General features: G+C 63.2%; 11 protein-coding genes. 4 read left to right on the top strand and 7 right to left on the bottom strand.

Going from position 1 to position 11,564, the window contains the following annotated elements; all coding sequences use genetic code 11:
* Window positions 1–12: 12 nt before the first annotated feature.
* Entirely contained in the window at window positions 13–774 is a 762-nt protein-coding gene (locus ACFDR6_RS22400; protein WP_375859509.1) for a hypothetical protein, read from the bottom strand.
* Window positions 775–1,068: 294 nt separating this feature from the next.
* Between ACFDR6_RS22400 and ACFDR6_RS22395 the strand changes: the two genes are divergently transcribed.
* On the top strand, window positions 1,069–2,100 hold the full coding sequence (locus ACFDR6_RS22395) for an ABC transporter substrate-binding protein (protein ID WP_317240243.1): 1,032 nt from the start codon (window positions 1,069–1,071) through the stop codon (window positions 2,098–2,100).
* The gene (locus tag ACFDR6_RS22390; RefSeq protein WP_375859508.1) at window positions 2,097–4,790 is read left to right on the top strand and encodes a hybrid sensor histidine kinase/response regulator; all 2,694 of its coding nucleotides are present in this window, start codon (window positions 2,097–2,099) and stop codon (window positions 4,788–4,790) included. Before ACFDR6_RS22395 ends, ACFDR6_RS22390 begins: the two co-directional genes overlap by 4 nt.
* Here the strand turns inward: ACFDR6_RS22390 and ACFDR6_RS22385 are convergent.
* Complete coding sequence (locus ACFDR6_RS22385) at window positions 4,783–5,706, bottom strand: LysR family transcriptional regulator (RefSeq protein WP_375859507.1); 924 nt, start codon at window positions 5,704–5,706, stop codon at window positions 4,783–4,785. The genes ACFDR6_RS22390 and ACFDR6_RS22385 overlap by 8 nt on opposite strands.
* A 129-nt stretch (window positions 5,707–5,835) precedes the next feature.
* Between ACFDR6_RS22385 and ACFDR6_RS22380 the strand changes: the two genes are divergently transcribed.
* On the top strand, window positions 5,836–6,774 hold the full coding sequence (locus ACFDR6_RS22380; RefSeq protein WP_375859506.1) for a ring-cleaving dioxygenase: 939 nt from the start codon (window positions 5,836–5,838) through the stop codon (window positions 6,772–6,774).
* Window positions 6,771–7,397, top strand: a complete 627-nt coding sequence (locus ACFDR6_RS22375; protein ID WP_375859505.1) for an alpha/beta hydrolase — start codon at window positions 6,771–6,773, stop codon at window positions 7,395–7,397. The genes ACFDR6_RS22380 and ACFDR6_RS22375 overlap by 4 nt, the downstream gene beginning before the upstream one ends.
* 40 nt (window positions 7,398–7,437) lie before the next feature.
* Here ACFDR6_RS22375 and ACFDR6_RS22370 read toward each other — a convergent pair whose 3' ends face one another.
* The 5 genes from ACFDR6_RS22370 to ACFDR6_RS22350 form a co-directional block, all read right to left on the bottom strand.
* Window positions 7,438–8,412, bottom strand: a complete 975-nt coding sequence (locus ACFDR6_RS22370; protein WP_375859504.1) for a magnesium transporter CorA family protein — start codon at window positions 8,410–8,412, stop codon at window positions 7,438–7,440.
* 204 nt (window positions 8,413–8,616) lie between these two features.
* A complete protein-coding gene (locus tag ACFDR6_RS22365) occupies window positions 8,617–8,925 on the bottom strand; it encodes a DUF1330 domain-containing protein (RefSeq protein WP_212092430.1) in 309 nt (102 codons plus the stop codon).
* Between the two features lie 132 nt (window positions 8,926–9,057).
* Entirely contained in the window at window positions 9,058–9,891 is an 834-nt protein-coding gene (locus ACFDR6_RS22360; RefSeq protein WP_212092429.1) for an SAM-dependent methyltransferase, read from the bottom strand.
* 249 nt (window positions 9,892–10,140) lie between these two features.
* Complete coding sequence (locus tag ACFDR6_RS22355; protein ID WP_375859503.1) at window positions 10,141–10,695, bottom strand: hypothetical protein; 555 nt, start codon at window positions 10,693–10,695, stop codon at window positions 10,141–10,143.
* Window positions 10,696–10,822: 127 nt separating this feature from the next.
* Window positions 10,823–11,260 (bottom strand): GFA family protein, encoded by a 438-nt coding sequence (locus tag ACFDR6_RS22350; RefSeq protein ID WP_375859502.1) that lies wholly within the window; start codon window positions 11,258–11,260, stop codon window positions 10,823–10,825.
* Between the last annotated feature and the right edge of the window lie 304 nt (window positions 11,261–11,564).

Genomic DNA, 11,564 nt, shown 5'->3' with positions numbered 1-11,564 from the left:
GTCGAATCCTGCTCAGAACTGGCCGGGCGGCAGCTTGAAGATGTCGGGGCTCTTGGCGTCGGCCACGTAGAACAGCAGCAGGCTGGTCGGCGTCAGCACACGCTGGCTGTTCTCCTTGTTTTCGAACGTGCCCTGGAGCAGCAGGATCACCGAGCGATCCTTGGCGTCGCTGCCACGGAACATGACGATGCCGCCGGCGACGGGCATGTTGATCGCGATGGAGTCGGGCTTGAAGCCTTCGCCAATGAAATGGGCGCGCAGGATGTTGGCGTTCGAGAACAGCTTCTCCGGCGTCATCGCCGTATCGGTTCCCTTCGACCAGACCGCGCCGACCTGAATCAGCGACTTCGACTTGTAGCCGAACACGTAGGAGAGCTCCGCGGTCCCGCCGTTTGGCAGCAGATCGGGGGCCGAATACAGCAGGCTGTGCGTCAGCTCGGCGGCGTTGTCCTGCGCCTTGATGGCGTCGGGCCTGACATTGAAATCCTTCGCCATCGCCGCGCGCACATCGGCCTCGTTCATGCCGAACTTGGCGGAGCGGAAGCCGTCGACCGCTTTGGACTTGTCCTCCGCTCCTGGTGCCTCGGCCGACGGGGCCCCGGCGGCGACGGGCGTGCCGGCTGCAGCGGGAGCGCCGGCGGCCGCCGCTCTGGGTGCCGGCGCAGCCTTCTGCTTCGGCACGGCGCCCTGCACGGTCCCTTGGGCCGCGAGCGGCCCGGCTGCAACGGAAGTGAACAGGCCGACGACGGCCGGAATGAGATAGATTTTGCGCATCTAGAACCTTCGAAACAACTTGAAACAACGCTTCAAAATCGGCAGCTACGACGTCGTCTTCCCGAACCGTCATCGCCAACCGAGACGGAAAATGCTGCAACACCACAAGGCGTTACAAAGCGCCACGGAGGAGACAAGGCTCGAAACAGCGACTCTCTGACAGCGTAGGAATACGGTATCGGGCTGCCAAACGCTGCGAATGAGCGTTCATAAGCGCATTTTTTCATCAATTGTGGATGCGGCCCGTTCGCGGTAAGCATCCGAACCGGGGCAAGCCATCATGCAAAGAATTCCATGATCGAACGGCGTTCCGCATTCGCGGTCGATCGCCGCGGCTTCATTCGTCTTGCCGGAGCAGCCGCTGCGGGATGGACCGCGCTCGGCGCAACGCCGGATCGCATGCGCATCGTCGCCTCGCTGACCGCATTGCCGTTCGATGATGAGCTGACCAGACGCAGCATGACCGACACCCCGACCTCCCGCCTTGGCGGTCTCGTCATCGGCTTGAGGCAGCGCGGCTGGGTCGAAGGCGTCAACTTTCGCCTCGAGCTCCGTTCGACCTTCGGCGCGCCGGACAGGCTCAAGGCGGCGATTCAGGAGTTGCTCGATCTGAAGCCGGACGTGATCCTGACGGGTTCGACGATCGAAACCGCGGCCGTCCTGGCCGCCACCAAGACCATCCCGATCGTTTTCGCCACAGCCAACGATCCCGTCGGCAACGGCTTCGTCGCAAGCCTCGCCCATCCCGGCGGCAACGTCACCGGCTTCACCAACAGCACCGCCGAGATGGGCGGCAAATGGCTTCAGCTGATCCGCGAGGCCGTGCCTGACGTCGCGCGTGTCGGCATCCTGTTCAACCCCGCGACGACGCCGCGCGGCGGACGTTTCTTTCTCGACTCGATCGAGCAGGAGGCCGCAGCATGCGGCGTATCCGCGATCCCCGCCCCCGTAAACGCGCCGGCGGACATCGACGAGGTGGTCAGGCGCTTCTCCGAACCGTCCAAGGCAGCGATGGTCGCATTGGTCGACAGCTTCCTCGTGGTCAACCGCAAGGCGGTCGTCGCGGCAGCCGACAAATTTCGCGTGCCCACGATCTATCCGTTCCACTACTTCATGGATGCGGGCGGGTTGATGAGCTACGGGCCGACGCTGGAGGTGCGCTCGGCCGATTACGTCGATCTCATCCTGCGCGGCACCAAGGCCGGTGATCTTCCGGTGCAATCGCCGCGGAAATACGAGCTGCTCATCAACCGCACCGTCGCCCGCTCGCTGGGACTGACCCTGCCATTCACCCTGCTCGCACGCGCCGACGAGATCCGCGAGTGAACGAGACGGCCGACCAGGAGCCTTTGCGGACGCCTCCCGGCCGGCTGTTCCGCAAATATCTCTACTCGATCGTCGCCCTCGCCTTTGCCGCGCTTGCCGTCAACACCGGCTTCGACGTCTGGTTCTCCTATCGCGAGCAGAAGCAGCTTCTGGCGGCAACCCAGCGCGAGCAGGCGGCGTCCGCGGCCATTCAGATCGGCCAGTTCATCGGGCAGATCGAAAACCAGATCCGATGGCTCTCGCGCCTGCCGCCGGAGCTGTCGACGAATGACGACGAGCGTCTGAACGCGATCCGCCTCCTGCGCCTCTCGCCGGCGATTGCGGAAGTCGCCGAGCTGGACTCGCGGGGGCTCGAGCAGGTGCGCGTGTCCCGCCGTGTCGCCGACAGGGTCGGCAGCAAAGCCGACCGCTCCGCCTCGCCCGCCTTTCGCGGCGCCAATGAAAGCCGGGCCTATTACGGGCCGGTCTACTTCTTCGGCGACACCGAGCCGTACATGACGCTTGCCACGCGCGGTACCGGCCGCAATCCCAATGTGATCGTCGCCGAAGTCAATTTGCGTTTCATATGGGACCTCGTCACCGGGATCAGGGTCGGCAACACCGGCAAGGCCTACGTCGTCGATCGCATGGGGGTCCTGATCGCGCATCCCGATCTGTGGCGGGCATTGCAGCGCAGCGATCTCACCGGCGATGCGGACGTCCGCGCCGCGCTCGATGGCGTGGGGCCCCCTTCAGGAGGATTGGTCAAGGAGGGTCTGACCGGGCAACGCGTGCTCTCGACCTATGCGACGGTCCCCTCGCTCGGCTGGCTGGTGTTCGTCGAGCTGCCGCTCAGCGAGGCCTATGCGCCGATCTACGCATCGATCGGCCGCTCGACCTTCCTCCTCGTCGGCCTGCTGGCCGGTGCAGTGCTGGTGTCTCTCTTCCTCAGCCGGCGCATGACGGGGCCGATCCAGCTCCTGACGCAGGGCGCGCGGCGGATCGGGAGCGGCGATCTCGGCCTGCGGCTCGCGATCAAGACCGGCGACGAGCTGGAAGCGCTCGGCGACCAGTTCAACCGCATGGCCGCGCACTTGCGCGAATCCTATGCGACGCTCGAGCGCAAGGTGATCGAGCGGACCTCCGAGCTCGAGAAGGCGCGCGATCAGGCCCTTGCCGAGCACGACGCCGCCGAGAACGCGCGCAGCGCGGCGGTGGCGGCCAATGAGACCAAATCGCGCTTTCTTGCCGTCGTCAGCCACGAGCTGCGCACGCCGCTGAACGGCGTGATGGGTGTACTGCAATTGCTCGATGACGGCAGCCTGAGCGAAGCGCAGCGGCGCCACCTCGCGACCGCCGCGGCGTCGGGCGAAACGCTGATCGCGCTGGTCGATGCCGTGCTGGAATATGCCCGTCTGGAGGCCAGCACCGAAACCCTGGAGCCGCGCAATTTCCGCCTCGACCAGCTCATCGACGCGGCCGCCGAGCTGATGCGCCCCCAGGCCCTCGGCAAGGGACTGGCCTTCGACCTCGCCTGCGATGCGTCGGTCCATACATCGGTGCACGGCGATCCCGTCAGGCTCAATCGCATCCTGCTCAATCTGATCGGCAACGCCATCAAGTTCACGCCATCGGGCGGGATCGCCGTGAACGCGGCCGCCGAGCGGCACGACGATCATGTCCTGCTGCGCATCACCGTTCGCGACACCGGCATCGGCATCGCCCCCGACATGCACGAGCGGATCTTCGCGGATTTCGTGCAGGCAGACGACAGCATCGCACGGCGGTTTGGCGGCACCGGCCTTGGTCTTGCGATCGCACGGCGCCTGGCCCGCCTGATGCGCGGCGAGTTGACGGTTGCGAGCACGCCGGGCGCAGGCAGTACGTTCACGCTTCAATTGCCGCTCGGCCTCGCCGCGAGCGGCATCGCGCACGGCGAGCTGCCGCCGCCGCCGCGACAGCTCCGCGTGCTCCTGGTCGACGACGATCCCGTCAATTGCGAAGTCGGCGAGGCGATCCTGAAACGGCTCGGCCACCAAGCTACGATCACCACGAACGGCGCATCCGCCATCGCGCTCGCCCGCGATCAGGCGTTCGACGTCATCCTGATGGATCTGCACATGCCCGACATGGACGGCGTGGAGGCGGCCTCGCGGATCGGCGCGCTCGGTCTTGCCGAGATGCCGCGCATCATCGCCGTGACCGCCGACGTGTCCACCAGCGCGCGCAAGCGGCTCGCCAGCGCAGGGATCGCCAAGGTCGTCAGCAAGCCGATCCTGGTCAACGCGCTACGCGAGGCGATCGAGGAAGATCCGGAAGTCAAGCCAACGGCGCCACCGCTCGCCGCCGGCGCATTGATCGACCGGCACTTCCTCGACGACCAGAAAGAACTGCTGGGCCCGACGCAGATCGCAAAGCTCCACGTTTTGCTTCAGGAGACCGGCGACAAGTTGATCGCGGACATCGGCAAGGCCGCGGCGAGCGGCGATCACAAGCAGCTCGCCCGATCCGCGCACCAGCTCGGCAGCGCGGCGAGCGCGCTCGGCCTCGTCCGCCTGTTCGACCGCTGCCGTGATGTCGAGCTGGCAGCGCCCGCGATGTCGGAGCCTGAGCGCCAAAATTCTGCGCGTGAGCTCGCCGATCTTCAACGGGCGTCGATGCGAGCGCTGGACGATCTGCTTCAGCCTGCCGAACAGCGTTCGGTCAGCTAGCCCCGGCCAGCCGACGCACGTCCGCTTCCGCCTCCCGCCCGAACCTCTCCACCAGAAAATCGATGAACAGCCGCACCTTCAGCGACAGATGCCGCGTCGGCGGATACACTGCATAGAGCGCGAGCGGCGGCGCGGAATAATTGTCCAGCACCGTTCGCAGCTCGCCCTTCTTCAACGCGCCAGCGGCGATAAACTCCGGCAGCAGCGCCAGCCCCCTGCCCTTGATCGCGACGTCGCGCAGCACCTCGGCATTGTTGACGCAGAGCGACCAGGCGGGCTGGATCCAGTGATCGCCGTCCGCGCCGGTGAGCTTCCATTGGTTGCCGGTGAGCAGGAAGCCGTAAGTGAGCGAGGCGTGCTCGCGCAGATCCTGCGGATGCTTTGGCGTGCCGTGACGCGACAGATAATCCGGCGAAGCGCAGATCATGCGCGCTATCGGCATGATCTTTCGCGCGATCAAGCTCGAGGACTCGAGCTCCGCGATCCGCAGCGTCACGTCAAAGCCGTCCTGCACGGGATCGAGCAGGTCATCGCTGAGCACGATCTGGAGCTGAAGCTCGCCATGGCGCGCCATGAAATCGGCGAGCACGGGCCCGAGCCGCATCGTTCCGAACGACATCGGCGCGTTGACGCGAAGCAGCCCGCGCGGCGCCGACTGGGCCTGTGCCACCGCCTGGTCGGCCGCCTCGACCTCCGAGAGGATGACGAGCGCACGTTCGAAATAGCGCTGGCCGTTCTCGGTCGGGCTCGCATGCCGCGTGGTCCGGTTCAGGAGCTGGACACCGAGACTCTCCTCGAGGTCGGCGATGTATTTGCTGATCGCCGAGCGCGACAGCCGCAGCTGCCGGCCGGCTTCGGCAAAGCTGCCGCTTTCCACCACCTTCACGAAAGCCCGGAGGCTGCCGAGCTTATCCAAGGGCCCGCACCGACGATTGTTTCCAAATCGTAGACATAGCCGTCATATTTGCACGGATTGTCTCCAATCCCAAGCGGAACAATATTTCCGTCCAGAGCAAGACGGCTCCCCGAAGTTTGGAGGACGACAATGTCTGGACTGCACCATGTGACCGCGATTGCCGGCGACCCCATCCGCAATTTCGGCTTCTACACGAGGGATCTCGGGCTGCGCTTCGTCAAGAAGACGGTCAATTTCGACGATCCCGGCACCTATCACTTCTATTACGGCGACGAGACCGGCCGGCCCGGCACCATCCTGACCTTCTTTCCCTGGGCCGGCGTGTCGCCCGGACGCCGCGGCGTCGGCGAGACCCATCAGACCGCCTTCCGCGTGCCGCAGCGCTCGCTCGGCTACTGGACCCAGCGCTTAACCGAGAAGGGGATTGCCTACGAGGCGCTCGAGAAGCGCTTCGGCGAATCCGTGCTGCCGTTCACCGATCCCGACGGCATGGCGCTCGCGCTGGTGGGCATCCCCGGCGCCGAGAACGAGCCCGGCTGGAGCAATGGCGACGTGCCGGCCGAGCATGCGATCCGCGGCTTCCACGGCGTGACCTTGCTGCTCGACAGCGCGGCAAAGACGGCCGCCGTTCTCACCGACGTGTTCGGCTTCAAGGAAGCCGGCCGCGAAGGCTCGGTGATCCGCTTCAAGGCGCCTGGCGACGTCGAGGGCAGCGTCGTCGATATCTACGAGGCCAAGGGCTTTCTGCGCGGCCATCAGGGCGGCGGCTCGGTGCATCACATCGCCTTCCGCGCGGCTGACGATGCCGAGCAAGGGCGGATGGCGCAAAAGCTCGTGAGCAATCACGGCCTGCACCCGACCGAGCAGCGGGACCGCAACTACTTCCGCTCGATCTACTTCCGCGAGCCCGGCGGCGTGCTGTTCGAGATCGCGACCGACATCCCCGGCTTCGCCGTCGACGAGCCCGTCGCGACGCTGGGACGTGACCTGAAGCTGCCTGCGTTCCTCGAGCAGCACCGCAAGCAGATCGAGGACGTGCTGCCGAATCTGGAAGAGACCGCGTCATGACCGACACTGCATTCATCCATCGCTTCGAGCCCGCGACCCGCGCGGGCTCCCCTCCGCTCCTGCTGCTGCACGGCACCGGCGGTGACGAGACCGACCTGCTCGGGCTCGGCAAGATGATCTCGCCCGGCTCCGCCCTGCTGTCGCCGCGCGGCCGCGTGCTCGAGCACGGCATGCCGCGCTTCTTCCGCCGGCTCGCCGAAGGCGTGTTCGACGAAGAGGATTTGCGCCGGCGCGCGCATGAGCTCGGCGACTTCATCGCGGATGCGCGAGAGCAATACGGCATCGCCGCACCGGTTGCGGTCGGCTTCTCCAACGGGGCCAACATCGCGGCCGCGCTGTTGTTACTGAAGCCGGACGTGCTTGCCGGCGCGATCCTGCTGCGCGCCATGGTGCCGCTATCGGATCCGCCACCCGCCGATCTTGCGGGCAAGCCCGTGCTGCTGTTGTCCGGGCAAAGCGATCCGATCGTGCCGGCCGGCAATTCGGCACGGCTCGCGGCGCTGCTGTCACAGGCTGGCGCGCGCGTGAGCCACAGGATCCTGCCGGCGGGCCATCAATTGTCGCAAGCCGACGTCACGCTGGCCCGCGACTGGATCGGCAATGTCCAGGCCGAGGCAGCATGATCGAGCAGCGGCGCATCGTTTCCGAACGGTGCGCCGCCTCTCAATCGAACCAGCCGCGCCGCTTGAACCAGATCAGCGGCAGCAGGCCGCTGGCAATGACGGCAAGCCAGGCCAGCGGATAACCGAACGTCCAGTCCAGCTCGGGCATGTGCTTGAAATTCATGCCCCAGATGCCAACCAGGATCGTTGGCGGTACACCAACGACCGAGACGATCGTCAGTATCTTGAACAGCTCGTTCTGCTGGATGTTGATGAAGCCGAGCACGGCGTCGAGCAGAAGCTGGATCTTGTCGGACAGTCGCGTCTCGTAGTCGCCGAGCGAAGCGACGTCCTTCGACACGGCCTCGAGCCGCTTCTTCGACGCGGCCGTGATCCATTCACTGCCGACATCGCCGGCGAATGAGGCGACGCGCCCGACCCCGAGCAGAACGTCGCGCGCCTTCGCGAGCCGATCGGCAAGCTCGCCGATGTTCTCCAGCGCCTCGCGCATCCTGCGGCTGGAGCGCACCGGCCGCTGGCTGCGTACGAGCCCGCCCCTGAAAACTCCCCGCGACAGCTTGTCGACCTTGCCGCCGAGATGCTCCAGAACATCGGCGCCGCGGTCGATCATGGCTTCGAGCAGGCTGGTGAACACGCACATGCCGTTCTCCAGGCTGTCGTCCGAGCCGATGCGTTTACCGATGTCATCGAGGATCGGCAGCTCGGCAAAACGCACCGTGACCAGCACGTGCGGGCCGATGACGAAGCCCACCGGCGTGATCTCGGCCTCGTTCTCCTCGTCGAGCCGCACCGCCGGAGAGCTGAGATACAGGATGCCCTGGTCGGAGATCAGACGGCTCGACGCCTCGATTTCGCTGAGCGACTCCTCGGATGGGATACGTATCCCGAGCAACCGCTCGACGAACCGCTTCTCCTCGTCGGTCGCATTCAGCAGATCGGCCCAGATGATCTCCGAGGGCATTTCTGCGCCGATACTCCGCCAGTCGTCGGACGGCCACCTGTAAAGCTTGAGCAAGAACCGAACTCCGCGACCGCATCGTCACGCCGGATGGTGCATCCAGCGGTCATCCGCCGATTAACGCACGAGGGTTCCAAACGTTCAATGTCCTTTCCCGCGGCTGCCTTCAGCTTCGGGGGAAGCCTGCATCGGGACCAAAGCGGATGTCGACAGTGTATCAGCGAATGTCCGCAAAGGGCCCAACAGCAGATATCAATACGTTCAATCCGTAGGCTGCGGACCGTCGTAGCCTTCGACTATAGCCAGATCCATAAGCGATTTGCCCTGTCTGAGCGCCATGGCCTTCGCATACTCCGGCGAGCGGTAGCATTCGACTGCGGCAGCATAATCGGGAAATTCAATCACGACTGTCCGCGAACGCGTCTGGCCCTCCGGCGTTTCCGATTTGCCTCCTCGTGTGAGAAAGCGGCCGCCGTACTTGCGGAATGCCCTTGCGTTCTCGGCAATGTAGGCTTTGTAACCCTCCGGATCAGACACGTCCGCAAATGCGACCCAATAACCCTTGGCCATCAAGCTCCTCCATAGCGACGTTGACTTTTTAAGTTGCGCGATACGCATCGCGCCATAGGGGCGCAGCCAATTGGTCTTGTAGCAAGCGACTGGCTATTTGATCACCCGATGACACGCACGGAGCGTTGCCGCCTACTTGTTTGCTACAATTCGGACGCCGCCGAGCTTGCGCTGTTGAATGAGGTCGACGAATCGAATGTAAGATTCGTGAAATGCGTCGTGTCCCTCTGGAGTTCCGGACTGCTTCGCTTCCTCGCGCAGCCGTTGGTACATCGCGAGCCGCTCTTTGAGGATCGGTTGCCATTCCTCAGTCAAGTCAGTGACAGAGAGCACCTTCAAGCCAACGTCCTCGACCAAGCGCTGATAGTCCGGAATCGAACGGAGCGGCTGAATTGCCATGCCGTCCCACATCAGCTGCGCGTCCGCGGCTGCAAGCGGCTGATTGGCGACCCAATCTGTAAAAGCCAATCGGCCGCCTGCGTTTAGAATGCGCCTGGCTTCCGCCAGTGCCCTTCCTACATTCGGGACGTGACAGAATGATTCCTGGCTGACAACCGCATCGGCACTCGCATCGGCCAGTTGGACGTCCATCACGTTGCCCTCAATGATCCGCGCCGTCCCCTGAAGGCCGACCAGCCTGGTCAGTTCTTGCGCGCCTGCAGCGCGAACGGGCGTCAACTCAACGCCGGTGACGTCAGCTCCGTATTTGTGAGCGAGATAGCGTACCGTCCCGCCAAGACCGGCGCAAAAGTCGACGACGGTCGTTCCGGGACCGATCTGCGCCTGTCGCGCCAGTTCGTCCGTGGCGCTGAGGCCGCCATAATGGTCCTGGTCGTACGCATACAGGTCCTCCGGGCGCAAATTGTCGAGATGCCCGCGGCTTGTTCGCAGTTTGGCGACGATAATATCGTGCGAGATGGGATGACGATTGTAGAAATAGAATAATTGCGAGGAGGTGTCGTTCATGAATCCTGCTCCGCAGTTTAATTGTCCGTCGGAAAGACTCCGCCTTCGAATGGCCAAGGGTCAACGGTCAAATGGACCGCTCCGTAACCCCTCCGGCCAAAGCGGACTTTGGAAGCTGCAGCCGCGCAGGTCCCAATTGCATAAGAAGCATTTTGACTGCGACTTTCTAGAAGATTTTTCCGGGATTCATAATGCCGTCGGGACTCAACGAAAAGGGCCAGTTGCGGAAACCTAAGGCAGCGCCTGTGGCTACGCCGATGATCCCAGGAAGCTTTTTATAGGTCGCAGGGCGTCAATGGCGGGAATGGCGCGATAGGCTTGCTGATTTGAACACCAAGGATATGGCAACGCCCCAAGCCAACGCATGATCGGCTCCGAGGTCTCGGCAGGAAGTACGCACATAACTTCGATGTCGATCGCGAGCTTGCTCACGCGCCTATCGTCGCCCGAACTAAAATGCCAATTGTATCGTCCGCATCCCACGCGAATGGCACCTCCCTGCCTTGCAGACATTCCAACGAGCCAATCGCATTGGAAGTGCGGAAGGTAGTCTGCACTTGGTCGCGAGAGACAAAACGTACGCACATTCTGGTATTGGTCTCCGAAGCTTGTCACCAGAACTTGAGTGACTTCATCTAATCCCTTCGCTGAGCTTGGAAACGATATGGCATCCGTCTTTACAGTCATTTTCAATTCGCAGTCCGATGCGAATGCATCTTTCATCAATTGCGGACGGTTAGTATCCTTCGCCAAAATATAGGTGCCGAGCGCATCGGTAGCGTTGATAGCCGACGGTCGGTTCATGACTTGACCTCCACGGTCCGGGCCCCCTCCAGCGGTGCACCTAATTAAGCCGAAGGAACCCTGGGGGACAAGTCGTCGATGTCTGCTGTGGTCAAACAGCGCCGATTGAGTGGCGCCTTGTCGTGCTCTAACGATCAAAGCCGCCTCGCGGGCCGAACACAGGTTGCGTATCCATCTTCTTTATTGTCGGCAAGGTACTCAGCCACTTTTGCGCCGAGCGAAACCAAAACTGATCAGCCGGAATCAATTGGTCGCGCTGTTTGATGGCGCCGACGCGCAAGCTTAGGACTTTTGCGCCTTCGCCGATCGGCGCCGAATAGATTGGTGTACCGCAATCAGGACAGAACGTCTGCTCTCGCTTGTTTCCGCTCTCCCCGGTCTTGACGTAAACTTTCAACGCGCCCGACAGCAATTTGAAGCTCCCTTCTTTCGTCGCCACGACCGTACGGAAGGCCGCGCCAGACAACGTCTGGCAATCGGTACAGTGACAGATCAGCACCTTGGCAGGATCGACCTCCGCTTCAAAAGCTATGTAGCCACAGTGGCACGCGCCGCTGACTTTCATGAAGCGCTCCCTTTTTGCTGACCCTGTTGTTTCAAGATGCACGTGCGCATCGCGGTTCTCGAGCGCATCGCTTTGTCTTCTGCCGGCAGGAAACATACCCAAGACGGGCCGAATGATTGAGAACCACTATCCCCGAAGGGCGACACTCATCGCAATGGAGTCGAGATCGATCGCTCAATTCTGGCGACGTCGAACTTTCGTTGACCGGGCCACCGTGCCCTCCGTTCTTCGTCATGAGGGGACTGTATTCCACGCTCAAACAATGATAATCCTGATATCAGGAAATAGATTGATGAATTTTTGG

It is taken from the genome of Bradyrhizobium tunisiense (assembly GCF_042263385.1).
GTDB lineage: Bacteria > Pseudomonadota > Alphaproteobacteria > Rhizobiales > Xanthobacteraceae > Bradyrhizobium > Bradyrhizobium tunisiense.
The sequence above is the reverse complement of the archived record's forward strand: the minus strand, read 5'-3'. Positions and strand labels throughout refer to the sequence as shown.

Coding starts and splice junctions, on each gene's coding strand:
- ACFDR6_RS22400 (WP_375859509.1), bottom strand. CDS start 774: ATGCGCAAAATCTATCTCATTCCGGCCGTCGTCGGCCTGTTCACTTCC.
- ACFDR6_RS22395 (WP_317240243.1), top strand. CDS start 1,069: ATGATCGAACGGCGTTCCGCATTCGCGGTCGATCGCCGCGGCTTCATT.
- ACFDR6_RS22380 (WP_375859506.1), top strand. CDS start 5,836: ATGTCTGGACTGCACCATGTGACCGCGATTGCCGGCGACCCCATCCGC.
- ACFDR6_RS22375 (WP_375859505.1), top strand. CDS start 6,771: ATGACCGACACTGCATTCATCCATCGCTTCGAGCCCGCGACCCGCGCG.
- ACFDR6_RS22365 (WP_212092430.1), bottom strand. CDS start 8,925: ATGGCCAAGGGTTATTGGGTCGCATTTGCGGACGTGTCTGATCCGGAG.
- ACFDR6_RS22360 (WP_212092429.1), bottom strand. CDS start 9,891: ATGAACGACACCTCCTCGCAATTATTCTATTTCTACAATCGTCATCCC.
- ACFDR6_RS22355 (WP_375859503.1), bottom strand. CDS start 10,695: ATGAACCGACCGTCGGCTATCAACGCTACCGATGCGCTCGGCACCTAT.
- ACFDR6_RS22350 (WP_375859502.1), bottom strand. CDS start 11,260: ATGAAAGTCAGCGGCGCGTGCCACTGTGGCTACATAGCTTTTGAAGCG.